The organism is Herbidospora sp. RD11066 (assembly GCF_054661255.1).
Map to the genome: position 1 here is coordinate 312,533 of NZ_BAAGDO010000006.1, position 22,393 is coordinate 334,925.

The 22,393-nt window shown below is 71.4% G+C and carries 26 protein-coding genes; 16 read left to right on the top strand and 10 right to left on the bottom strand.

Translation table 11 applies throughout. From position 1 onward, the window contains the following. Positions 1 to 183: 183 nt before the first annotated feature. On the bottom strand, positions 184 to 2,028 hold the full coding sequence (locus tag ACYQ78_RS24330; RefSeq protein ID WP_459803201.1) for a C1 family peptidase: 1,845 nt from the start codon (positions 2,026 to 2,028) through the stop codon (positions 184 to 186). A 125-nt stretch (positions 2,029 to 2,153) separates the two neighbouring features. On the opposite strand from ACYQ78_RS24330, the gene ACYQ78_RS24335 reads away from it, so the two are divergent. The 7 genes from ACYQ78_RS24335 to ACYQ78_RS24365 all read left to right on the top strand — a co-directional run bounded on the left by ACYQ78_RS24335 (position 2,154) and on the right by ACYQ78_RS24365 (position 9,478). Continuing rightward, the gene (locus ACYQ78_RS24335; RefSeq protein WP_459803202.1) at positions 2,154 to 3,872 is read left to right on the top strand and encodes a S1 family peptidase; all 1,719 of its coding nucleotides are present in this window, start codon (positions 2,154 to 2,156) and stop codon (positions 3,870 to 3,872) included. Between the two features lie 173 nt (positions 3,873 to 4,045). After that, complete coding sequence (locus ACYQ78_RS24340; protein WP_459803203.1) at positions 4,046 to 4,552, top strand: hypothetical protein; 507 nt, start codon at positions 4,046 to 4,048, stop codon at positions 4,550 to 4,552. After that, the gene (locus ACYQ78_RS24345) at positions 4,549 to 5,562 is read left to right on the top strand and encodes a peptidoglycan-binding protein (RefSeq protein WP_459803204.1); all 1,014 of its coding nucleotides are present in this window, start codon (positions 4,549 to 4,551) and stop codon (positions 5,560 to 5,562) included. Before ACYQ78_RS24340 ends, ACYQ78_RS24345 begins: the two co-directional genes overlap by 4 nt. Before the next feature lie 65 nt (positions 5,563 to 5,627). Further along, positions 5,628 to 6,419 (top strand): ABC transporter ATP-binding protein, encoded by a 792-nt coding sequence (locus ACYQ78_RS24350; RefSeq protein ID WP_459803205.1) that lies wholly within the window; start codon positions 5,628 to 5,630, stop codon positions 6,417 to 6,419. Next, entirely contained in the window at positions 6,412 to 7,602 is a 1,191-nt protein-coding gene (locus tag ACYQ78_RS24355; protein ID WP_459803206.1) for an ABC transporter permease, read from the top strand. Before ACYQ78_RS24350 ends, ACYQ78_RS24355 begins: the two co-directional genes overlap by 8 nt. Before the next feature lie 35 nt (positions 7,603 to 7,637). Next, positions 7,638 to 8,291, top strand: a complete 654-nt coding sequence (locus ACYQ78_RS24360; RefSeq protein ID WP_459803207.1) for a response regulator transcription factor — start codon at positions 7,638 to 7,640, stop codon at positions 8,289 to 8,291. Positions 8,292 to 8,296: 5 nt separating this feature from the next. Then, positions 8,297 to 9,478: a sensor histidine kinase gene (locus ACYQ78_RS24365; RefSeq protein ID WP_459803385.1), complete on the top strand. Its 1,182-nt coding sequence runs from the start codon at positions 8,297 to 8,299 to the stop codon at positions 9,476 to 9,478. Here ACYQ78_RS24365 and ACYQ78_RS24370 read toward each other — a convergent pair. Both ACYQ78_RS24370 and ACYQ78_RS24375 read right to left on the bottom strand, forming a co-directional pair. Next, positions 9,393 to 10,328, bottom strand: a complete 936-nt coding sequence (locus tag ACYQ78_RS24370) for a hypothetical protein (RefSeq protein ID WP_459803208.1) — start codon at positions 10,326 to 10,328, stop codon at positions 9,393 to 9,395. The genes ACYQ78_RS24365 and ACYQ78_RS24370 overlap by 86 nt on opposite strands. 61 nt (positions 10,329 to 10,389) lie before the next feature. Further along, positions 10,390 to 10,779, bottom strand: a complete 390-nt coding sequence (locus ACYQ78_RS24375; RefSeq protein ID WP_459803209.1) for a GntR family transcriptional regulator — start codon at positions 10,777 to 10,779, stop codon at positions 10,390 to 10,392. 275 nt (positions 10,780 to 11,054) lie between these two features. Between ACYQ78_RS24375 and ACYQ78_RS24380 the strand changes: the two genes are divergently transcribed. From ACYQ78_RS24380 to ACYQ78_RS24395, 4 genes are read left to right on the top strand one after another with little or no spacing between them, the layout of a single operon-like run. Next, a complete protein-coding gene (locus ACYQ78_RS24380) occupies positions 11,055 to 11,555 on the top strand; it encodes a hypothetical protein (RefSeq protein ID WP_459803210.1) in 501 nt (166 codons plus the stop codon). Next, positions 11,552 to 12,103, top strand: a complete 552-nt coding sequence (locus ACYQ78_RS24385) for an SdpA family antimicrobial peptide system protein (protein ID WP_459803211.1) — start codon at positions 11,552 to 11,554, stop codon at positions 12,101 to 12,103. Before ACYQ78_RS24380 ends, ACYQ78_RS24385 begins: the two co-directional genes overlap by 4 nt. Next, positions 12,097 to 13,002, top strand: coding sequence for a sporulation-delaying protein SdpB family protein (locus ACYQ78_RS24390; RefSeq protein WP_459803212.1), 906 nt, complete (start codon positions 12,097 to 12,099; stop codon positions 13,000 to 13,002). Before ACYQ78_RS24385 ends, ACYQ78_RS24390 begins: the two co-directional genes overlap by 7 nt. Then, the gene (locus ACYQ78_RS24395) at positions 12,999 to 13,649 is read left to right on the top strand and encodes an LmbU family transcriptional regulator (protein ID WP_459803213.1); all 651 of its coding nucleotides are present in this window, start codon (positions 12,999 to 13,001) and stop codon (positions 13,647 to 13,649) included. Before ACYQ78_RS24390 ends, ACYQ78_RS24395 begins: the two co-directional genes overlap by 4 nt. A 53-nt stretch (positions 13,650 to 13,702) precedes the next feature. On the opposite strand, the gene ACYQ78_RS24400 is transcribed toward ACYQ78_RS24395, so the two are convergent. Both ACYQ78_RS24400 and ACYQ78_RS24405 read right to left on the bottom strand, forming a co-directional pair. Further along, positions 13,703 to 14,077 (bottom strand): SSI family serine proteinase inhibitor, encoded by a 375-nt coding sequence (locus tag ACYQ78_RS24400; protein WP_459803214.1) that lies wholly within the window; start codon positions 14,075 to 14,077, stop codon positions 13,703 to 13,705. Between the two features lie 131 nt (positions 14,078 to 14,208). After that, positions 14,209 to 14,589 carry a hypothetical protein gene (locus tag ACYQ78_RS24405; RefSeq protein WP_459803215.1) on the bottom strand — a complete coding sequence of 127 codons (381 nt, stop codon included), beginning with the start codon at positions 14,587 to 14,589 and terminating at the stop codon, positions 14,209 to 14,211. A 90-nt stretch (positions 14,590 to 14,679) separates the two neighbouring features. Between ACYQ78_RS24405 and ACYQ78_RS24410 the strand changes: the two genes are divergently transcribed. After that, complete coding sequence (locus ACYQ78_RS24410; RefSeq protein WP_459803216.1) at positions 14,680 to 14,892, top strand: hypothetical protein; 213 nt, start codon at positions 14,680 to 14,682, stop codon at positions 14,890 to 14,892. Between the two features lie 4 nt (positions 14,893 to 14,896). Further along, positions 14,897 to 15,571 carry a YqeB family protein gene (locus ACYQ78_RS24415; protein ID WP_459803217.1) on the top strand — a complete coding sequence of 225 codons (675 nt, stop codon included), beginning with the start codon at positions 14,897 to 14,899 and terminating at the stop codon, positions 15,569 to 15,571. Between the two features lie 193 nt (positions 15,572 to 15,764). On the opposite strand, the gene ACYQ78_RS24420 is transcribed toward ACYQ78_RS24415, so the two are convergent. The 3 genes from ACYQ78_RS24420 to ACYQ78_RS24430 are packed head-to-tail and all read right to left on the bottom strand — an operon-like array spanning position 15,765 to position 17,625. Then, complete coding sequence (locus ACYQ78_RS24420; RefSeq protein ID WP_459803218.1) at positions 15,765 to 16,454, bottom strand: helix-turn-helix transcriptional regulator; 690 nt, start codon at positions 16,452 to 16,454, stop codon at positions 15,765 to 15,767. Positions 16,455 to 16,463: 9 nt separating this feature from the next. After that, on the bottom strand, positions 16,464 to 17,396 hold the full coding sequence (locus ACYQ78_RS24425) for an alpha/beta hydrolase (RefSeq protein ID WP_459803219.1): 933 nt from the start codon (positions 17,394 to 17,396) through the stop codon (positions 16,464 to 16,466). 13 nt (positions 17,397 to 17,409) lie between these two features. Further along, positions 17,410 to 17,625, bottom strand: coding sequence for a hypothetical protein (locus ACYQ78_RS24430; protein WP_459803220.1), 216 nt, complete (start codon positions 17,623 to 17,625; stop codon positions 17,410 to 17,412). Positions 17,626 to 17,774: 149 nt separating this feature from the next. On the opposite strand from ACYQ78_RS24430, the gene ACYQ78_RS24435 reads away from it, so the two are divergent. The 3 genes from ACYQ78_RS24435 to ACYQ78_RS24445 are packed head-to-tail and all read left to right on the top strand — an operon-like array spanning position 17,775 to position 20,703. Beyond that, entirely contained in the window at positions 17,775 to 18,908 is a 1,134-nt protein-coding gene (locus ACYQ78_RS24435) for an ATP-binding protein (RefSeq protein WP_459803221.1), read from the top strand. Continuing rightward, on the top strand, positions 18,905 to 20,020 hold the full coding sequence (locus ACYQ78_RS24440; protein ID WP_459803222.1) for a hypothetical protein: 1,116 nt from the start codon (positions 18,905 to 18,907) through the stop codon (positions 20,018 to 20,020). Before ACYQ78_RS24435 ends, ACYQ78_RS24440 begins: the two co-directional genes overlap by 4 nt. After that, entirely contained in the window at positions 19,990 to 20,703 is a 714-nt protein-coding gene (locus ACYQ78_RS24445) for a response regulator (RefSeq protein ID WP_459803223.1), read from the top strand. Before ACYQ78_RS24440 ends, ACYQ78_RS24445 begins: the two co-directional genes overlap by 31 nt. Here ACYQ78_RS24445 and ACYQ78_RS24450 read toward each other — a convergent pair. Then, the gene (locus ACYQ78_RS24450) at positions 20,688 to 21,749 is read right to left on the bottom strand and encodes a Gfo/Idh/MocA family protein (protein ID WP_459803224.1); all 1,062 of its coding nucleotides are present in this window, start codon (positions 21,747 to 21,749) and stop codon (positions 20,688 to 20,690) included. The two genes, ACYQ78_RS24445 and ACYQ78_RS24450, sit on opposite strands and share 16 nt — an antisense overlap. Further along, entirely contained in the window at positions 21,734 to 22,393 is a 660-nt protein-coding gene (locus tag ACYQ78_RS24455) for a ThuA domain-containing protein (protein WP_459803225.1), read from the bottom strand. Before ACYQ78_RS24455 ends, ACYQ78_RS24450 begins: the two co-directional genes overlap by 16 nt.

Genomic DNA, 22,393 nt, shown 5'->3' on the forward strand with positions numbered 1-22,393 from the left:
TAATCGGCTGGGCGAGGCCAACGCCGACGGAGAACTGGGAACCCTTTACCGGCTGCGTGGACGGAGCAGGGAAGCTGCCGCGCACTACTCTGCAGCCCGCGATGTCTATCTGGCGTTGGGCCGCGTCCAAGACGCTGAGTGGTGCTCGAACCGGCTGGCTTGAGGGACGTCACACCCGAATGGTCAGTGGTACGGCGTGAGCGTCACGTCCAGGGCCGACCGGCCCAGCATGCGGAGGAGGGCCGAGGTCATGGTGGCCGCGTCGGTGTCGAAGTCGGCGTGGCCTCGCGCGGCGCAGTGGTCGGTGATCGGGGTCATGGTCCCCGAGAGGACCACGGGGAGGTCCAGGCCGGTCAGGTGCTTGGCCATGCCGAGGATCGGGACCTCGCCGCCCGCCTGCTCGGGGCGTTCGAAGGCCCGCGAGACCAGGTAGAGGATCGACTTGCGGTAGATCGCGCCGCACGTGTCGTCGAGCTCCCGTTCGTCCGTCAGGGCGAAGGTGGTGAAGCGGCCGATCTTGGGCCGGAGCGGCTCCATGGTGCGGCGGAAGTCGGCCACGGTGATCGCGGGGGCCAGGAAGGTCGTGGACGCGATGGGGACCTCCGCCGCCACCAGCCGCTCGGCCAGTGCGGCCAGGAAGATCGAACCGGCGCTGTGGCCGACCAGGTGGACCCGGGTGCCCGGCTGCACGTGGTTCCTCAGGGCCAGGGCGGTCAGGGTGGCGCCGGGGTGCGCCGACCGCGTCGCCGTCCAGTCGACCGGGCCCGCGACGGGCTCGGAGGCGGCTCTCGCGTTCTGTTTCATCTGGTCCCAGGCCCAGGCCAGGCTGCTGCGGGCCAGGACCTCCACGGCGCGGTCGGCGCCTTCGGCCAGCCATTCGGCCGGGCCTCCGGCGGGCAGGAAGCGGCCGGTCAGGTCGGCGAGCTGGTCGAGGAGGGTCTCGATCGCGCCGGTCTGCCAGGCGAAGGTGATCGGGTAGATCCGGTTGGCCAGCCACCAGCCGAGGTCCCGGCGCGCGATGTCCTGGCCGGTGCCGCCGCTGGTCAGGCCGCCGTGGGCGTAGAGGACGACGTGGCGCTCCTGGCCGCCCCACTTGGCGTGGGTGGCGTCCATCTGGGTGAGGGCGGCCTCGATCTGGCGCGGGGAGCTCTCGAAGGAGCCGATCTTGGCCAGGCGGCCGTCGTTGCCGAGGTTGACGACATAGGGGGCCAGGTCGATGGCCGACGCGCCCGCCTGAGCGTCTTCCGCCGCTCTGGTGCGGGTGTTCAGGGGGGTGCCCCGGACGCCGGGGCGTACCGCGTAGGCGTCGTAGGCGGTGGCGAGCCACTCGGTGTAGGGGAGGGTGGCGAAGCCCTGTCCGGCCCAGCCGGGGCCCCAGGAGTTCTGGACGAGGAAGCCCGTCTCGTCGTAGCCGACCAGGGCGAAGGCGTGGCCGCCCAGAGCTCTGTGGTCGGGGAGGCGGCGGATGACGTGGGCGCCGTTCTCGGTGACCGGGTCGATCCAGCCCTCGTGGATGACGGCCGACACGCAGACCGCGCCCGCCTCGGTGATGGCCGACTGGAGGTCGTCGAGGTTGCCCGGGGTCACGCGGTAGTAGGCGCCCATCGGGATGCGGGCCGCCTCCGCGGCGACCAGGGGGTCGTTGAGGTCGGGCTCGGGGGTCGTCCACGACTGCTCGGGGAGCACGCCGTGGTGGTACCAGCCCTTGAGGACGCCCCGGAGCGACGAGCCGACGTCCTCCTCGCCGGCGAACTCGTCGTAGCGCCGTCCGAGGCGGTAGAGCATGTACGGGCTGACCGCCGGGCCGCGCCGGGCGGCGGCGATGACGGCGGCCAGGGCGTGGCCCGTGCAGGAGGCCCCCTCCTGGGTGAGGACCCGCCGGCCGGCGCGGTTGTCGACCACGTCGGGCAGCGGCCGCAGGAGGGGGCGGTACGGGAGGTCGCGGGCGTCGTACACATCGGGGAGGACGGCCGCGACGAAGGGGCGGCCGTCGATGGAGATGGTCCCGGGCGGGACGGCTTTGGCCATGTCCGCCACGGTAGGAACGGGCCAAACGTCTCACCACCGGGTCTGCCCTGGGGTTTTCCCTCGGGTAATGGAAACCCCAAGTCACTCACAAGTGGTGGACAAGGCGCCTATCCGACGATCAGTCCGTGAACCTCAGAAACCTCATCGTCGCCGCCGCGGCGGTGTCGGTGCTCGCCGCATCTCCCGCGTACGCCGATGAGACGCCAGACGTCCCGATCGGCACCCGGCTCGCCGCGCAGACCCACCCCGCCGTCCAGCTCACCAGCCTCACCTACACCGGACAGGTCAGCGTGCCCACGCCGGCCGTCAACGAGGGCAACCTGTACGCCCTCGTCGACAAGATCACCAACGACGTGCTCGCGGGGAAGATCGCGCAGGACCAGCGCAGCATCGCGAAGTACATGTTCGAGCAGATGAACGCCAACGTCGGCGCCTACCTCGTGCCCGGCACCCCGATGCGGACCGTGGACGCCGAGGTCGGCGGCATGTGCACCGGCTGGTGGGTCACCCCCGACGGCTACATGGTCACCGGCGCGCACTGCGTCGAGATGGGCGACAAGGAGCTCAACGACGTCTTCGCCCAGCAGGCGCTCTCCAAGTTCTACGAGGAGGACGCGCAGGGCATCCTGGAGATGGTCAAGGACCTCTCACCCGACGAAGAGATGATCAAGCTCGCCGAGAACCTGTTCATCAACTTCAACGCGGCCAACATGCAGATCGACGGTCTCAAGAAGGAGATCGCGGTCCTCCAGGCCCACCCGGGCGGCGGCGTCGACAAGACCGCCAAGCCGATCGTCGCCGAACTCGTCGACGTCGGCGAGAGCTACCCGGGCAAGGACTACGCGCTGCTCAAGGTCAACGGGCAGCAGAACCTGCCGACCGTGCCGCTCGGCAACGACACCGACGTGCAGGTCGGGTCGACCGTCTACATCAGCGGGTTCCCCGGGCTGGTCACCAACACGCCGTTCTTCAGCCTGGAGTCGAAGCTCGACCCGGCGCTGACCGAGGGGCCGTACAACGCGCTGCGGACCACCGACAAGGGCGTGCCGTACATCCAGACGCAGGCGCCGTCGTACCACGGCAACTCCGGCGGGCCGGTGTTCTCCAAGGACGGCAACGTGATCGGCATGCTGATCGCGGGCACGGTCTCCCAGGGCGGGGAGGCCTCGGAGAACGAGTCGTTCGTGCTACCGGTCTCGGTCATCAAGGAGAAGCTGAACGAGAAGGGCATCAAGCCCGCCGCCTCGGCCACCACGACCCGCTGGAACGCGGCACTGGACGCCTTCTTCCTGCACCACTACTCGCAAGCGCTGCCGATCTTCCGCGAGGTCCAGGCGCTGCACCCGACCCACCCGTGGGTCGCCGAGTACATCACCAACTCGCAGCAGTTCATCACCGCGGGCAAGGACGAGACGCCGCAGTCGTCGAGCTTCTGGCTGCTCATCGGCGCCGGGGTGATTGTCGCGATCCTGCTCGGGCTGGTCCTGCTCCGCCTCGTGGTGAAGAGCGCCAAGCGTAAGAAGCGGGCCCAGATCCCGGTCTACAACGGCGCGCCGCCCTACCAGGCCGCCGCCCAGCAGATCCCGGCCTACCAGCCGCCGCCCGCCCACTCGCTCCCGCCGGCCGCCGAGAACACCACGCGCTACCGCCCGCCATCGCAGCCCTACCAGGCCTACCAGCAGGCCCACGGCCAGTACCCGGGCCAGCCTTACGGGCAGCAGCCGCAGGGGGGCGGCCCGGTTCCGCAGCAGCAGCCGCCGCAGCCGCAAGAGCGGAACGTGGCCGACTTGGAGCGCGAGCTGGAGCAGCTCCGCCGCCAGCTCGGCAACCGTCCGCCGCAGTAGGGTCCGGTCCGTTCATCGGCGCGGGTCCCGTCGTCCGGAGAAGCTCATTTTCCGTTACGCCTCCGGAGTGGCCGGCCTCCTTCCGGAGCAGAATTCCCTTATCCGTTCGCATAAACATCGGATAAGGGAATTCGCTTAGCGGGTGTTTAACGGCGGCTCGCTAGAAATTCCCCATGACTCGATTCAGAATGGCCGTCATCGCGGCCCTGCCGCTGTTCCTGGCGGCCTGCGGCACCGGTCAGACCGCCGGTGTGGCCACGGCCGGAGGCGTTTCCGCGTCGGCCGCCGCGCCCAGTCCTTCGGCCTCGGGGGACGGCGTGAAATTCGCCCAGTGCATGCGTGAGCACGGCATCGACGTGCCCGATCCCGAGCCCGGGGGCAACGCGGTCAGGGTGCGGGTGGGGCAGGGCGTCGATCCCGCGACGGTCGACAAGGCCAATGAGGAATGCGCGCAGTACCGGCCCATCGGAGCCGGGCCGAAAATGGGCGACGCGGCGTTCGCGGACGCCGTGCAGAAATACGCGAAATGCATGCGGGACAACGGCGTCGACCTGCCCGACCCGGAGGTCGACGGCGGGCGGATGATGATCAAGGCGCCCAAGGGCGGGCTCGACTCCCCGGAGGCGAAGAAGGCGCAGGAACTCTGCGAGAAGCACCTGCCCGGCGGGGGACCTCAGTGAGGAGGGCGCTGCTCGTCGGCGGAGTGGCGGTGGCCGCCCTGGCCGGGGGCGGGGTCGCGGCGGCCTCGTTCGACGAACCCGCCGCCCCGCCGCCACCTCCGGTGAAGACGGCGGAGATCACCCGGGGCGACCTGGCCGACGCCGAGACCGTCGGCGGCACCCTCGGCTACGAGAACCGGCGCGAACTGCCCAACGCGGCCCGGGGCACGGTCACCTGGACCCCCGAGGAGGGCGCCGTCGTCCGCCGCGGCAAGCGGCTCTACTCCGTCTCGGGCAAGCCCGTCACTCTCCTGTACGGCACCACCCCCATGTACCGCGAGCTCTCCACCGGCACCTCGGGGCGGGACGTCCGCCAGCTGGAGCGCAACCTCAAGGCGCTCGGCTACGACCCCGGCACGGTCGACGACGACTTCACGTGGTCGACGCGGGAGGCCGTACAGGACTGGCAGGAGGACCTGAACCTCGACGAGACCGGTGTGGTCGGGCCCGAGGAGGTGGTGATCGCCTCCGGCGCGGTGCGGGTCGCCGAGGTGACCACCGAGGCCGGGATGCAGGCCGGCCGGTCCGTCATCGTCACGACCGGGACGAAACGCGTCGTCCACGTCGACCTCGCGGCCTCCGACCAGCAGCTCGCGAGGCTGGGTGCGGCGGTCACGCTGGAGACCCCCGACGGCCGGACCGGAAAGGGACGGATCACCTCGATCGGCACGGTCGCCCGCCCGCCCGCGCAGGACGGCGGCGAGGCGACGATCGACGTCGAGATCACCGCCCAGGGCGGCCTCGGCCGCTTCGACCAGGCCCCGGTGGACGTCGGCCTGACCAGCGAGACCCGCGAGAACGTCCTGTCGGTCCCGGTCGAGGCGCTGTTGGCGCTCCGCGAGGGCGGCTACGGCGTGCGTGTCGCGGGCACCACGATCACGGTCACGACCGGCCTGTTCGCCGCCGGCCGCGTCGAGATCGAGGGCGCCGGACTCTCCGAGGGCATGAAGGTCGAGGTACCGGCCGAATGAGGGCAAGTCACCAAATGGAGCCACAGGGCACAGAGCTGCCGGGCGCACAGCGGCCAGGTGCGGAGATGCCAGGTGCGGAGCCGCCGGGGAAGGAGCGGCCACGCAAGGAGCCGCCGGGTGCGGAGTCGGCGGGCGCGGAACCTCCAGGTCAGGAGGGGGCGGGCGCGGTCTTGAATGTGCGGGCCGGGGTGTCGGCTGTTGTTGAGCTGGTGGGGGCCTCGAAGCTCTACCCGGGTGGTGTTCGCGCCCTCCACGGCGTCGACCTCCAGATCGAAGAGGGGGAGTTGCTGGCCATCGTCGGGCCGTCGGGGTCGGGGAAGTCGACGATGCTGCACCTGATCGGCACGCTCGACCGGCCCTCCGAGGGCACGGTCAAGATCGCCGGATACGACGTCGCCACGCTCTCGGACCGTGAGCTGTCGGCGCTGCGGGCCCGGCACATCGGGTTCGTGTTCCAGCGGTTCCACCTCTCCGACGGCGTGAGCGCGCTCGACAACGTCGCCGAAGGGCTTCTCTACGCCGGGACGAACCGCCGCGAACGCCGCGAGAGGGCCGCCGAGGCCCTCGAACGGGTCGGGCTCGGGCGCCGGATCGGGCACCGGCCGAACGAGCTGTCGGGCGGCGAACGCCAGCGGGTGGCGGTGGCCCGCGCGGTCGTGGGGGAGCCGTCCCTGCTGCTCGCCGACGAGCCGACCGGGAACCTCGACTCGGTCTCCGGCACGGGGGTGCTCACCCTGCTGCGGGAACTGAACACCGCCGGGACCACCGTGGTGATCATCACCCATGACGCCGAGGTGGCCGCGTCGGCGCCGCGCCGGGTGCGGCTGCGCGACGGATCGGTGGTGTCGGATGGCTGAGCTGAGACCGGCCCGGCTCACGTGGGGCGACCTGGTCAGGGTCGGCGCGGCCGGGCTGCGGGCGCGGCCCGCGCGGGCGGTGCTGTCGGCGCTCGGGATCGCCATCGGCATCGCGACGATGGTCGCGGTCGTGGGGGTGTCGTCGTCGTCCAAGGCGCAACTGCTGGCCGAGCTCGACCGGCTCGGCACCAACCTGCTGCGGGTGACCCCCGGGCAGAGCCTGTTCGGCGAACCCACCTCGCTGCCGGAGACCGCTCTGGCGATGGTCGGGCGGATCGGTCCCGTCCAGGTGGCGGGCGCGACCGGTGACACCCGCACCCCCGTCTACCGCACCGACCGCATCGACCCGCACGAGACCGGCGGGCTGACCACCCGGGCCGCCTCGACCGACCTGCCGCGCGCGTTGCAGACCTCGATGGCGAAGGGCGCGTGGCTGAACGCGGCGACCGCGGAACAGCGGGCCGTCGTGCTCGGGGCGGTGGCCTCGGAGCGGCTCGGGGTGCGGGCCGCCGGGGAGCAGGTGTGGATCGGCGGCCGGTGGTGGACCGTGGTCGGGATCCTCGCCGCCTCACCGCTGGCGCCGGAGGTCGACCGGTCGGCGCTGGTCGGGTTCGGGGCGGCGGGGACGTACCTGAACTTCGACGGGCATCCCACCACGATCTACACCCGCACCGACCCCGGCCAGGTCGACGCCGTGCGGGCGGTGCTGCCGGTCACGGCGAGCCCGGAGGGCCCGGAGGAGGTGGAGGTCAGCCGTCCCTCCGACGCGCTGGCGGCGCGGGCTGCGGCCGACTCGGCGTTCACGAACCTGCTGCTGGGGATCGGCGCGGTCGCGCTGCTCGTCGGCGGGGTCGGGGTGGCCAACACGATGGTCATCTCGGTGCTGGAGCGGCGGCGCGAGATCGGGCTGCGGCGCTCGCTCGGAGCGACCCGTGGGCAGGTGCGCGGGCAGTTCCTCACCGAGTCGCTGCTGCTCTCGGGGCTGGGCGGGGTGGCCGGGGCGGTGCTGGGGGCGGCGGTGACGGTGGCGTACGCGACCTGGATGGATCTGCCCCCGACGGTGCCGGCCTGGGCGCCGGCCGGAGCGCTCGCGGCGACCCTGCTCGTCGGGACGGTCGCCGGGATCTACCCGGCGATGCGGGCGGCCCGCATGTCGCCCACCCTCGCCCTCGGCAGCGCTTAACCGGTGTTTACCCCCCGACCGGCAGGATGCGGACCATGCGGGTACTGGTGGCCGAAGACGAGAAGGTGCTGGCCCGGGTCGTGGCGGCCGGGCTCAGAAGAGAGACGATGGCGGTGGACGTCGTCCACGACGGCGACGCCGCCCTCGAACGCGCGATGACGAACGACTACGACGTCATCGTGCTCGACCGCGACCTGCCGGCGGTGCACGGCGACGACGTGTGCCGCCGCCTGGTCGCCGAGCGGATCCCGGCCCGCATCATCATGCTGACCGCCGCGGGCGACCTGCGGTCGAAGGTCGAGGGCCTGTCGATCGGCGCCGACGACTACCTGCCGAAACCGTTCGACTTCCCCGAGCTGGTCGCCAGATTGCGGGCGCTGGCCCGGCGGGTGCCGTCGGCGCATCCGCCGGTGCTGGCGCGGGCCGGGGTGACGCTCGACCCGGGACGCCGCGAGGTGTTCCGCGACGGCCGCTACGTCGCGCTCAGCCCGAAGGAGTTCGCCGTGCTGGAGATCCTGCTGCGCGCGGGCGGCACGGTGGTCAGCGCGGAGGACCTGCTGGAGAAGGCCTGGGACGAGAACATCAGCTACTTCACCAACTCGGTGCGGGTCACCGTCATGACCCTGCGGAAGAAGCTCGGCGACCCGCCCGTCATCGAGACGATCACCGGCGCGGGATACCGGCTGTGACCCCGATGCCGGTGCGGATGCGCCTCACCCTGGTCTACGGCGGCCTGTTCTTCGCGGCGGCGCTGGTGCTGGTGACGATCAACTACTTCGTCGTCAGCAGCCGCCTCGCCCAGCGGGTGAGGATCCAGCTCCCGCCCGGCGACCTGCCGCCGCCCACCGGCGACAAGCAGCTGTTCGTGGGGGTCTTCAACAAGCTGGTCGACGACTACCACTCGTCGGTGCTGAGCTCCCTGGTCCAGTGGTCGCTCCTGGCCGCCGTGCTCGTCGGCCTCGTCGCGCTCGTCTCCGGCTGGTACGTCGCCAAGCGCGCCCTCGACCCACTCCAGCGCGTCACCGAGACGGCCCGCCGCCTGTCGACCGACACCCTCCACCGGCGCATCTCGATGACCGGGCCGAACGACGAGATCAAGGACCTGGCCGACACGTTCGACTCCATGCTCGAACGCCTCGACAACGCCTTCGACGGCCAGCGCAGGTTCGTCGCCAACGCCTCCCACGAGCTGCGCACCCCGCTGGCCATCAACCGGGCGCTGCTCCAGGTCTCCATGTCCGACGGGCTGATCCCCGACACCCTGCGCCCGGTGCGCGACGAGCTGCTCGCGTCCAACTCCCGGCAGGAACGCCTGATCGAGGGCCTGCTCACCCTGGCCCTGAGCGAACGCGACCTGACCGGCAAGGAACCCGGCGACCTGGCCGAACTCGCCCATCCGTCGCTGCTGGCGCACGGCCTGACGCTGCCGCGCCAGCTCCCGGCGCCGGTGGTGGGCGACGGGGTGCTGCTGGAGCGGATGATCCGCAACCTGGTCGACAACGCGGTCGCCTACAACGACGACCGCGCCGAGGTGAGGCTCCGCACCGGCAGCGCGGCCGGGCATTCGTACGTGACGGTCGAGAACACCGGCCGGGAGATCGCCCCCGCGCAGGCGGCCCGGCTGTTCGACCCCTTCACCCGGCTCGACGCCGACCGCACGGGCTCGGCGGGCGGCGCGGGCCTGGGGCTGTCGATCGTCCGGGCCATCGCGCGGGCCCACGGCGGCTCGGCGGAGGCCCGCCCGAGGGAGGGCGGCGGCCTGATCGTGACGATCCGGCTGCCCGTCCCGGCTAGGGGCGGGGAAGTCCGGCCGCCGAGCGCAGCGCGCGGCGGATCTCCTCGGCGCCCAGGGCCGCGTGGTCGACCGTCACGGTGAACTCGGTGCCGTCGCGGAGCGCGACCAGCAGCGCCTCACCCTTGCGGATGACGACCGCGCGGGTGCGCAGGCTGCGGATACGCCAGCCCCAGCCCCACTGGCCCGGGTCGACCTCGATGGCCTCGGCGGTCTCCATGTCGGCCAGGTCGATGCGGCGCAGCGCGGGGCGGGGGAGACGGCCGCGTACCGTCAGGGTCCGCCCGTCGAAGACGGCGGTCACCCGGGACCACAGGTGGAGCGTGGCCAGCGACAGCGCCAGGGGAATGACCACCCAGATGACGCCCGCGACGACCAGACCGGCCAGCAGGCAGGCGGTCACCAGGCTCCGCCAGAACAGCGGGCGGTTCTTCGCGGAGCCGATCCAGACCGAGCGGCCCTGCCGGGGCGGTCCGGCCACCGGATCGTCGGGCAGCACGTCGTCGAGGTCGGCGGGGCGGCGCCGGGGGCTGACACAGACGTAGGCGAACACCGCCGACGCGAGGGCCGCGCAGATGGCGACGGCGGGGGCCCATGACGTCGCGTGGGCCTCCTGCCAGACGGTGGCGCCGTAGTTGCCGACCACGGTGGCCATCACCGACGCCGTGTCGAGCAGGACGGCCAGGCCGACCGACACCCCGGCGGCGGCACGTCGGCCGATCGACCCGGCCGGGCGGAGCAGCGCGACCAGCGCGAAGACGGCCCACACGAAACAGGAGAGCAGCAGGTCTTCGACGACCGACGTCCACAGGCCGATGGCCTGGTCGGCGACACCCGCCGTGAAATGGACGGCGATCGGGTCGGGTAACCGGGACTCGAAGGCCCACGGGAGGAACAGGGCGGCGAGGTGGAACACCGCCGGGAAGAGGATCACGACCCCCGCAAAGCGTGAGCCTGACCTTTTCACATTCGGTTCCTGAAGGTGCGACCGGATTTCACTGGTCCAGGATCTTGTCATAGGAAGCCCCGCTTTGGAAGGCTTCCGAGACCAGTTCGATCAAGCGCGCCCGCGTGACGCCCACGCGGTGGGCCTCGGCCGCCACATGCGCGATCGCGCGGGCCAGCCGGGGGTCTCCGACGCCGGGCGGCTGGGCGACCACGACCGTGCCCCGGCCGCGCCGCACCTCCAGCAGGCCCTCGTCGCGCAGCAGCGCGTAGGCCCGGAGCACCGTGTGCAGGTTCACCTGGATGTCGTTGGCCAGGTCTCTGGCCGGGGGCAGCCGGTCGCCCGGCTGGAGCAGACCGTTGGCGAGGGCGTGGCGCAGGCTGTTGGCGATCTGGTCGAACAAGGGTTCCGCCGAGCTCGGATTGATGCTCAGGCGCATGCTCTCACTCCCCGCCTTCTGCCCGGCCGTCGGCCCCTGGAACGGTTGAACACGCTCTTCATCCTGTCACCGCCCCCGAAGTGGAATATGTCGCCGGCTCATGTTACGTCCAGTCGGGGATCATGACTTGTTATAGGGCAAATGCCGCCAATGCGTCTTTACCTGGGCTTATTTACAAGGTTGTTCGAGAAGTTATATAACAACTCGCGTTGGGATCAAGACGGCAACGCCCTGGAGTTGGCATGCGACCAATGATCGTCGGAACCATACTGGCCGTGAGCCTCGTCACCGCGGGATCGGCCGCCGGAGCGGCCGTCCCCTCCTCCACCCGGTTCACCGGCGAAGAGCTGTTCATGGGGCTCTTCCTCACCCAGGGCCCGGCCGCCGAGGTCTACTCCGACATCCGGGGCCCCCACTCGGACGCCGTCTGGACGAGCTCCGAGGCGACCACGCTCACCGCCCGCATGAACGCGCTCGACCCGGCGTTCTTCGCCGCCTTCGAGGCCGACCTCACGAGCGGCGACCGGGTGCGGGTCAAGAGGGCTGCCGACCGGGCCGGGGCGCTCGCGGCCAAGGTGGCCACGGTGCAGAACGGCGCCGCCGTGTCGGGGGAGTTCGGGCTCAGCGGCTCGTTCATCATGGTCGACCGGACGATCTACAAGAGCACCAGCGTGGTCGTCAACAAGAACAAGTACTGGGGCGAGCGCGACGCGGTCTCCTCCGAGCTCGACCGCGAGCGGTGGGCCGACGACGTGGCCGACGCCCTGGCGCGGTGAACGACCACAGACTCGGGGCGGTCGCCGTCGCGCTGGGGATCGGCTGGTTCCTGGTGGCCGCCTATGTGGTGATCGGCCAGCTCCCGTCGGCCGCGCTCGAACTGCCCGGCCAGCGCGACGTGAAGGAGCAGGCCATGGTGGTGGCGCCGCAGGGCTGGGCGTTCTTCACCAAGTCGGCCCGCGACCCCAACGACGTGGTCTGGCGGCGCGGCGCCGGGGGCGGCTGGCACCCCGCGGAGGCCGGACCCCACTCCGAGGCGCGCAACCTCTTCGGCTGGAACCGGGGCTCCCGGGCCCAGGCCGCCGACCTGGGAATCCTCGTCACGGCCGTGCCGGCCGCCCAATGGGCGACCTGCGACGACGGCCGGACCGAGGAGTGCCTCTCCCGGGTCACGGCCGCGTTCCCCCTGCGCAACCCGGCGCCCGAGCCGCGACTGTGCGGGGAGATCGGCGTCGCGCGGCAGGAACCCCTGCCGTGGGCGTGGGCCGGGGCCGCCGACCGCACCCGCATGCCGGTGTCGGTCGTCCGGCTGGAGGTCGCGTGCTGACCCGCCTCGGGGTGGCGGTCCGCTCGGTCGCCGAGGTCTCTCCCTGGACCAATGTGTACGGACTCGCCCGCACGATCCTGGCCCTGAGCACCCTGGTGACGCTCCTGGCCACCCGAGCCACCGACCTGTTCCGGCCGGTGGCGGGGGTGCCCGGCTTCCCGCACTGCACGGGGCTCAGCCGATATGGATTGTTCTGCGTCGTCGATCCGGCGGCCGGGCGGCTGGTCGCGATCGCCGTTCTGCTGGTCGTCGCCTCGGGCTGGCGGCCGAGGTTCACCGCGCTGCCCCACTGGTGGGTGACGGTCAGCTTCCAGGCCAACGGGAGCCTCCCCGACGGAGGCGACCAGGTCGCGGCGGTGCTGACGTTGCTGCTGCTGCCGATCGCCCTCACCGACGGCCGTGCCTGGCACTGGGAGTCGCCGCGGCGGGTGGCCGATCCGGTCGCGTCGCTGGTGGCCTGGTCGGCGTTCCTGGTCATCCGCGTGCAGGTGGCGGGCATCTACTTCCAGGCCTCGGTGGCCAAGTTCGGCCGCGAGGAATGGGCCAACGGCACCGCCCTCTACTACTGGCTCGGCGACCCCGTGTTCGGCGCCCCCGGATGGATCTCCCCGCTCCTCCAGCCGGTGCTCGCGACCCAGCTGGGGGTCACGCTGTTCACGTGGGGGGCGCTCGCCGTCGAGTTCGCCCTGTTCATGGGGCTGGTGGCGCGCCGGGCCGTCCGGCCCTACCTGCTGGCCGCCGGGCTGGCGCTGCACGGGTCGATCGCGCTGCTGATGGGCCTCGGGAGCTTCGCGTTCATCATGGCGGGTGCCCTGGTGCTGTACCTGCGCCCACCCGACCTGCCCTTTTCCCGCCCGATGCCCGTTTCCCGAGTGCCGAGCAATGCGGAGGTGCCATGAGTGGCCGTACAGGAAGTGGCGTGGTCAAGAAGGACGACGGCGGCGCGCAGCCGCCGGAGCCCGGCCGGCGCATGGGGATCGACCGCACGGTCGTCACCCGCAGGACCGGCCTCCAGTTCCCCAACCAGCTCTCCTACCCGGCGTGGGAACGGATCGGCAAGCAGATCTCGCTCATCTGCGACTCCTCGTCGTGGTGGCTCGGCGACTGGCTCGTGTACGGCGAGCAGACCTACGCCGACCGCTACCGCATGGCCATCGAGCAGACCTCGCTCGACTACCAGACGCTGCGCAACTACGCCTGGGTCGCCCGCCGCTTCAGCCTGGCCCGGCGGCGCGACAAGCTGAGCTTCGCCCACCACGCCGAGGTCGCCGCGCTGCCGGAGGAGGATCAGGACCTCTGGCTGCGCCGCGCCGAGCAGTCGGGCTGGTCGCGCAACCGGCTGCGCCGCGAACTGCGCGGCACCCCTCCGGCCGTCGAGCCAGGTCCGGGCCCGGAGCCCCGCGTCCAGTTCACCTACAGCCGGGAGCAGCTCGAACGGTGGAAACAGGCGGCCGACCTGCAGAACAGCGACCTGGCCAACTGGATGGTCGAGAGCCTCGAGAGCATCGCCCAGGAGGTCATCGGCCAGAAGCGGCCGGTCTCCTGACCACCGCCCGGGTGGCCGTCTCGCCGGCGAGACGGCCACTCCGTGACCACCGGCTACGAGAAGTCGAAGACGCTCCCGGTGGTGCTGAGCAGCTCGCAGCGGTTGCCGAAGGTCTTCGACCACGCGACCCGCCGCCCCTCCCAGATCCCCGAGGCGGTGGCCACGTGCGGAAGGTATTCGAGCGTGCAGATGGCGTCGGGGTTCACGTTGAGCGCCTCGAACCGCCCCCCGACCTTGCCCAGCTGCTCACACGCCACGGCGGTGTTCGGATGCCCGCTCCCGATCCCCCCGCAGACCAGCGTGGTGGCGGTCGTCGCCCCGTCGGGGGCGGTCAGCGTGAGCACGAGGGCCGAGGGCGCCTCAGCGGCGGCGGGCGAGGCGGCGAACAGCGGAACGGCGACGAGCGCCGCGGCGAGGACAGTACGCACGTGATCTCCTTCTAGTCTCTTGATCGCTACGGATAGTAGTCACAAGAGATCAAGGAGTCATGGGAGGCGGGGCGGCGAGATGCTTCACCCGCATGGGCGGCGCTGGGCATCGGCGAGTCGCCGGGCTGTTGTCAGGACCTCTTGGGCGTGGTCTGGCACTGACACCCGGCGTGGCGCTCGGCCCATTCCCTGGCGTGCTCCTCGTAGTTAGGGAACCACGTGTCGTAGATCTCGCTGACGCGCTGGTGGGCGCATTCGATGACGTCGCCCTCGCGGTCGGTGACCTCGGCGTAGATGTCTCCGTGGTTCACCCAGACGATGACCTCCTGGATGCCGGCGGCGCGATCCTCGTCCGGTTTCGGGACGCTCACCTCGAAGGCGGGCTCGTCTCCTTGGTAGTCGTTGCGGACGCGGAAGGTCTCGCCCGGTTTCAGCCAGCGGTCTTCGGCCAACGGTTCGAGCCAGAGGACGAGCCATCCGGTGGAGTTGTTGCTCACCTCGATCGCGGCCATGGGTGCACCCTATCCCGCGAAATATTCGGCCGTTATCCGAAAACCGACAATGGCCGGCGTGTTTCCCGGAATCGCGGCTAGCCTTCGGGTATGCGGAAATTCGTGGAATTCCTGGGCTTCTTATTTCTCATTCAGGGTGTCGGTGGTCTGGTCTATGAATGGATCGGCTGGTTCCGGCTCTGGGTCGTCGTGAGATACCTCGACTTCCTCCAGGGCTACGAGATCGTGGCGAACATCGGCCTGATCGTGCTCGGCGTGGTGGCGCTGGCGGTGGCCTGGAGCGGCGGCGGGAAGAAGGACTGAACCGGTGGAGTCGCGGGTGGGCGAACCGCGCTGGCTGACCGTCACCGCCTGGACCGCCCTGCCGGTAGCCGGGGCGGGGCTCGGCTGGCTGGTGAAGGTCGCCGGGGTGTGGGCGGCAGAGTTGCCGTGGGCGCCCTACCAGGAGGTCGTCGAACTGGTGGTGCGGCTGGTTCCGGAGCCCTGGCTGACGGTCGTGACGTGCGCCGTGGGCGGGGTCGCGGGGCTGGTGGGGGCGTTCATGCTGCGCTGGGCGGCGCTGTCGGTGACGCTCGACGGCGAGGTGGTGCGGCTGCGGCGGGCCGGTTCCCGCCGGGAGGTGCCCAGGGCCGGGGTCGCGTCGGTGTTCTGGGAAGAAGGGCATCTCGTCGTGCTCGGTCCGGGCGGGGCCGAAGTGGCCCGGGAACCGTGGGATCTGAGCGTCGAGCCGATGCGCGCGGCGTTCCGGCGCCACGGCTACACGTGGCTGGAAGGCGACCCGCACCGCGAGGCGTTCCGCGAATGGATTCCCGGCGAACCCGACCTCGACGCACCCGCCAACGCGGTGCTGCGGGCCCGGCAGATCCTGCGCGAGAAGGTCGGCGACGGTGACGCCGTGAGCGAACTCCGCGACGAACTGGCGAAACTCGGCATCGTCGTGCGAGACGCGAAGAAAACACAATTCTGGCGGCGCATTCCTTAGTCCCGGCGGAACACCACATGACGGATGCCGAAATTCGCAGTGCCGCCGTGACGCGAACGAAAGGGCCGGGCCGGTGCACCGCCCGCCGGATTCCCGCTCGATGCGGACTGCCGCAGTGATTCGCCTCAGAGCGGGAGGCGCCCGGTCTCCGAGGCGGGTGTGGCCGGGTGGCGGGTCATCCAACGGGTTCGGCTTATGCGGGCTGCCGCAGTAAACCGGCCTCGGAGGCGAAGGTGGCCGTTGGGCGGGCCGGGGCGCGTTCGCCGGTGGCCTCGGCGCCCGCGATGCGGTCGAGGCGGAAGACGCGGACCGCCTCGCGGAGGCGGCACCAGCCGACCAGATACCACTCGCCCCGGCGGTTGCCGACGAAGACGCCCGGTTCGACCTCGCGCTCGGTCGGGACGCCCTTCGCGTCGGCGTAGCCGATGCGGAGCACCCCGCCCGATAAGACCGCCGAGTCGATGACGGTGGCGATCGGGCCGTCGGGGCGGTCGTCGTCGCGGATGAGCTGCACCCGCTCGGCCAGGGCCTTGGCGCGTTCGCCCTCGCCGTCGGGCATCGCGGCCATCACCTTGCGCAGGGCGCTCCTGGCCTGTTCGGCGAACGGGAGTTCCTCGTGGCTGAGGGCGACCGCGATGGCGACCGCCTCCTCCGGGGTGAAGTTGAGCGGCGGCAGCGACATGCGGGTGTCGAGGACGTAGCCGCCCCGGCGGCCGAACTCGGCGTAGATGGGGACGCGGGCCTCCTGGAGCGCGGCGACGTCGCGTTCGATGGTGCGCACGCTGACCGCGAACCTCTCGGCCAGCTCACGGGCTGACCGGGGCCGGGGCGAGACGGCCCGCAGGTCCTCGACGAGGGCGTATAGCCGATCCGTACGGTTCACACGGGCAGCCTAGATTCGGCCACCGACAAAACCCCGCCGCAGCGCCTCGATCTGCTCCTCGGTGGAGCGGCGGACGAGGGGGACCTCCTGCGACGTACCGGCGAACCCGTGGAAGGCGCCCGGCCACAGGTGGAACTCGACCGGTACCCCGGCCCCGGCGAGGCGCATCGCGAAGAGGGTGTCCTCGTCGCGGAAGACCTCCAGTTCGCCGACGTCGACGTAGGCGGGGGGCAGGCCCGACAGGTCGGTCGCGCGGGCGGGGGCGGCGTAGACCGGAACGTCGGTCATCTCGGCCAGGTAGGCCTTCCAGCCGAAGCGGTTGTTGCCGCGCGGCCACACGATGGCCTCCTCGAACTGGGCCGCCGACAGGGTGTCGTCGCGGTCGTCGAGCATCGGGCACAGCAGCAGCTGGAAGCAGAGCGCCGGGCCGCCCAGGTCTCTGGCCATCAGGGCGCATCCGGCCGCCAGGCCGCCGCCCGCCGAGTTGCCGCCGATCGCCAGGCGGCTCGCGTCCACTCCCAGCGACGCCGCGTTCTCGGCCGTCCAGACCAGGCCGCGGTAGCAGTCGTCGATGGGGATGGGGTAGGGGTGTTCGGGGGCCAGGCGGTAGTCGACCGAGACGGCCGTGCAGCCGAGGGCCTCGACGATGCGGGAGACGCGGGCGTCGTCCATTTCGGGCAGGCCGAGAACCATGCCGCCGCCGTGGATCCAGTAGAGGCAGGGCAGCGGTTCGTCGCCCGCGCCGGCCGGGCGGTAGACGCGCAGGCGCAGGCCGTCGGCGTCGACGTCGGTCACCTTCGTCCCGGCTCCCGGCGGGACGCAGGCGAGCGCCCGCTGCCGCCGGATCTCCGCCAGATCGGCGGTGGCGAGGTCGTACGAGAGCGGCGGGGTCTCTTCCAGGAACGCCCGCAGGCCAGGGTCGAGATTCGGGTGAAACGTCATGAACCCATGCGTATCAGGCCAGGTATGACCGCGCCACCCGGGAGGCCGTCTCGTCGTCGATCTTCTTGGCCAGGCCGAGGAACAGCCGGACGATGCTGGCGATCAGGCTGACGAGGGCGGGCAGGTCACCGCGGCTCACCCGGTCGTCGAACTGGATCGCGATCCCCGGATCCGTGACGCGTGCCGAGATGATCGTCGAGCGGATCTCGCTCTCCGTCGCGTACTGCATTACCCGTCCCTTCCACCGTGACGATTACCGTCTCAATTAGACCGGGTTACAGACGCGTACCTATGACGGCCATTCGACCGACAGCCGGACAAACGGCTCTACACTCGCAGGGCGCGGTCATGATCCAGCCTTGCCGAGTGGGGCGTCTGATGACATTGGGTGTTCGGCTCGACGCGGGTGGACGCATGCCCGCGACCGCCGCGCTCGACCGGGTCACCGCCCGCTGCGCGGCCGTCATGCGGGGGGTCGCGGGGGTCGTCGCGGCCACCGCGGCGCTGCTGGGCCTGGCCCCGCCCGTCGACTCCTCGGTGCTCTTCCCCGTCGTGTCCGGGCTGCTGTGCTGGAGCGTCTTCTTCCTCTGGGCCGGCTGGACCTACGGGCTGCTGCCGCAGGTCGTCGTCTCCGAGGTGCTCATCACCTGCGCGCTGTGCGTCTTCCAGAAGGAACTCGTCGCGGGCACGCTCATCGGCGACAGCGCGAGCTGGGTCGGCGGGCTGGTCACCATGACGATCGTGGCGATCAACCTGGCCTGGCGGGCCGAGGCGGCCGTCCCGGCCGGGCTCGTGGTGGTCGTGGCGCACCTCTACGGCTCGGGCGCCTTCGCGGTGGCCGGGATCCACGTGCTCCAGGTGGGCGCGACGGCCCTGCTCATGAGCCTGCTCAGGAAGGGCGCCGCCAACGCCGACCGCGAGCTCGCGGCGGCCCGCGACGCCGAGGAGAAGGCCACCGTCGAACGCGAGCGCCGCCGCGACGAACGCGCCCAGAACAGCCGCATGCACGGCAGCGTGCTCGCCACCCTGATGATGATCGGCGCCGGGGGCATCGGCGCGACCTCGCCCATGCTGCGCGAGACCGCCGCCCGCCACCTGGCCGACCTCGACCGCATGTCGGAGGGCGGCGGCACCGGGCCTGACCACGTGCCGCTGCACGACCGGCTGGCCGCCGGGGCGACCCGGTCGGGCCTGGCCATCCACACCCGGCTCATGCCGGTGTCGGTGCCGTGGGAGGTCGGGGAGGCGTTCCTCGAAGCGGTCGCCGAGGCGCTCGCCAACGTGCTGCGGCACGCCAACGTCACCACCGCCGCCGTCACGCTGACCGAGGACGACGGCGAGGTCGTCGTCGTGGTCCGCGACCGGGGGATGGGCTTCGACGTGGCCCGGGTTCCCGACCACCGCTACGGACTGCGGGTGTCGATCCTCGCGCGCATGGAGATGGTGGGCGGCCGGGGCGTGGTCGAGTCGGGCCCGGAGGGAACCCGCGTCACGTTGAGGTGGACCCGATGACCGCGTCCGAGACGAGCGTCCGCCGTAATTACAGCCTCGGGGCCCGCCGGGCCGCCGTGTCGATCGTCGCCCTCTGGCATCTCGGCTTCGACCTGGTCGGGACCATCGGCTTCTGGGACTCCTACCGTTACCCCTGGCTGGCCGGGTCGGCCTGGCTCCTCTACACCGCGATCGGCGTGGTCACGGCGGTGGCCCTGCTGAAGGAACTGCCCCTGCGCTTCGGCGTTTGGCCCTACGCGGCCGGTGCCCTGGCGGTGTCGGCGATCGTGATGGCGGCCTGTGAGCCCGGTGACGTCGTCAACGCCGCCGACTGGGCCTGGGGGTCGGTCGGCTGGCTGGCCATGATCCTTTTCTGGCCCCGATCGACCTGGCTGCGCGACCTGAGCGTGTTCCTGCTGGCCAACGTGGTCGTCACCCTCGCCGGGCTGGCCCTGGCCGGGGCGCTCGATCCGCAGTCGCTGAGCAAGTTCCTCGTCGTCAGCGTCGGCGCGATCACCCTCCAGGCGGGTGCCAGCGCCGGTGGGCACGCCCTCGACCTGGCCGCCCGGTGGGCGGTGGAGAACTCCAACCGCACCGCCCGCGCCGAGGCCGACCGCAAGGCCGCCGACCAGGTGCACGCCGACCGCCTGGCCCGCTACGCCGAGGTCCGCTCGGCGGTGGCGCCGGTGCTCAACCTGCTCGCGGGAGGCGCCGACCCGGCCGACCCCGACGTCCGCCACGAGAGCGCGGTCGGCGCGGCCCGGCTGCGCCGCCTGATCGCCGAGACCGACGACGCCCCCGACCCGCTCCTGCACACCCTGCGGGCCTGCGCGTTCGACGTCGAGCGCCGGGGCGTCGTAGTGCTGTTCCTGACGGCGGGCACCGTCCCCCCGCTGCCCCTCGACGTGCGGCGCGCGCTCACCGAGGCGCCGATCGAAGGGATGGCGCGGGCCCGGCGGCAGGCCAGGGTCACCCTGGTCGCCACGCCGCGCGAGGTCATCATCAGCGTGCTCACCGACGCCCCGTCGCTGCCCGCCCCGGGCGCCGTCAGCGCCGACGGCGTCGCCACCCGCGTCGAAACCGAGAACGGAGGAACGCAACTGTGGATCGAGAGCCGCTGGACCGCCCGGTGACCCTCGCCGTGGTGGAGGACCTGCCGGTCGTCCTCGACGGCATCCGGTCGTGGGTCGACGCCGACCCGCTGAAGCAGATCGAGATCGTGGCCAGCGGGAACACCGTCGACTCGGTCCTCGAAGGGGCCGGCGCCGACGCCGACGTGCTGCTGCTCGACCTGGAGCTCGACAACGGCGTCAACACGCTCCCGCGCATCCCCGAACTGGTCGCGGCCGGGCGGCGGGTGGTCGTCTACTCGGTGTCCGAGGACGACGCGACCGTGATGGCCGTGCTCCGGGCGGGCGCCGCGACGTTCATCGCCAAGAACGAGACCAGGGAACACTGCGTCGACACGATCGTCGCCGTCGCCCGCGACCGTCCCTACGTGCCGCCGGTGATGGCCGGGGCGCTGGTCGCCGCCGACGGGCAGACGTCCCGGCCGATGCTGTCGGGCCGCGAGCGCGAGGCGCTGCTGCTGTGGTTCCAGGGCATGAACAAGCAGTCGGTCGCGCTCCGCATGGGCATCTCGGAGGCGACCGTGAAGCAGTACATCGAACGCGCCCGCGTGAAGTACGCCTCCACCGGCAGGGCCGCCCCGACGAAGACGACCCTGCTGGCCAGAGCCATTCAAGACGGCCTGATCACGGCCGACGACATCATCGAATACCAGTCGCTGGCCGCCGACCATCACACCAGGGACTGAAGCTCCACCGGGTCGGGCCGCTCACACGTGCTCGAGATCGTCTCGGCCCGCCCGGTGATGGCCGACCGGAGGAGCGACTCCATCACGTCGAGGACGTGCAGGGCGAGCTCCCCGGAGGCGCGCGGGCGAGGGGCGGTGATCATGTCGTACACGCCGATGCCCCGGTCGGTGTCGCGGTAACCGGCGGTGACCGGCAGGGTCTCCCACGCCTGCCCGACCCGGTGGACGAACACATCGCCCTCGAACCTGTTCGGATCGGGCACGACCAGCGTGCCGAGTTCGCCCTGGACCTCGATGTTGGGCGCCCGCGTGGTGAGGCCGTCGAACGACATGATCAGCGTCGACAGGGCGCCGGAGGCGTGGGTCAGCACCCCGGTGACGTGCGTGTCGGTGGTGACCGGAAGCCGTTCGCCCTGCCTGGGGCCACTGCCGATCACCCTCTCTTCTCGTGTACGGCTAGACGCCCCGATCGCCGAGACGACCGGCCCGAGCAGCGTCACCAGGGCCGTCACGTAGTAGGGACCCATGTCGAGCAGCGGGCCCCCGCCCGGCCGGTAGTAGAAGTCGGGATCGGGATGCCAGGGCTCCGGACCTCCCGTGATCATGGTCGCGACCGCGGCGGCCGGGCGGCCGATCAGCCCGGCGTCGAGGTGGTAGCGGGCGGTCTGGAAGCCGGTGCCGAGCACGGTGTCGGGCGCGCAGCCTAACCGCGAACCGTTGAGGCTCCGCACGATCAGCTGAGCCTCCTCCAGCGTCGCGGCCAGGGGCTTCTCGCCGTAGACGTCCTTCCCGGCGGCGATGGCGCGCAGCGCGACCTCGGTGTGGGCGGCCGGGATGGTGAGGTTGAGCACCAGGTCACTGGCGTCGAGGAGGTCGTCGACGGCCATCGCCCGCGCGCCGGTTTCGGTGGCCACGGCCTGTGCCCGATTCGGGTCGAGGTCCGCGACGGCGTACACGACCAGACCCGGAAGGTTCCTCAGGGTCGCGGTGTACTGACCCGAGATCTTGCCGCAGCCGATGATCCCGATCTTCACCGGCTCGCCCATGCGAGTCCCCTCTCGACGATCGTGCGCACGGCGTCGTTCTTGAGGGTGTCGAGGTCGTGGCCGGGCGTGGCCACGAAGACCCGGCCCTCGCCCCACTCGCGGACCCACACCGCCGGAACCGTCACCGGCCGCTTCCAGGGCCCCTGCGCGGCGTGGGTGGTGGTCGCGAGCACGGTGCTGTACGGGTCGGTCAGCACCCAGTATTGCTCGGTGAGCAGGTCGAAGTCGGCGACGCCCGCGGTGATCGGGTGGTCTTCCCCGGTGATCTCGATCCGGTGGGGGACGAACGTCTCTCCGCCGAGTTCCGGATGGCAGGCGAACTGCCCGCCGGTCAGGTGGAGGTAGTCGGTGTCGCTGCGGAAGGAGTCGACGATGCCGCCGTGCCAGCCCGCGAACCCGGTGCCCGCCGCGACCGCCGAGGTCAGGCCGGCGGTCTGCTCGCGGGTGATCGTGCCCATCGTGAAACACTGGAGGACGAGATCGGTCGTGGCCATCAGATCGGGGTCTTCGTAGGCGGCCGGGGAGTCGGCGATCGTGACGGTGAACCCCTGCTCACGCAGGTAGGGGAGGAAGAGATCGGTGGCGGCCTCGGGCTGGTGACCTTCCCAGCCGCCTCGGACGACAAGCGCGCGACGTGATTTCAC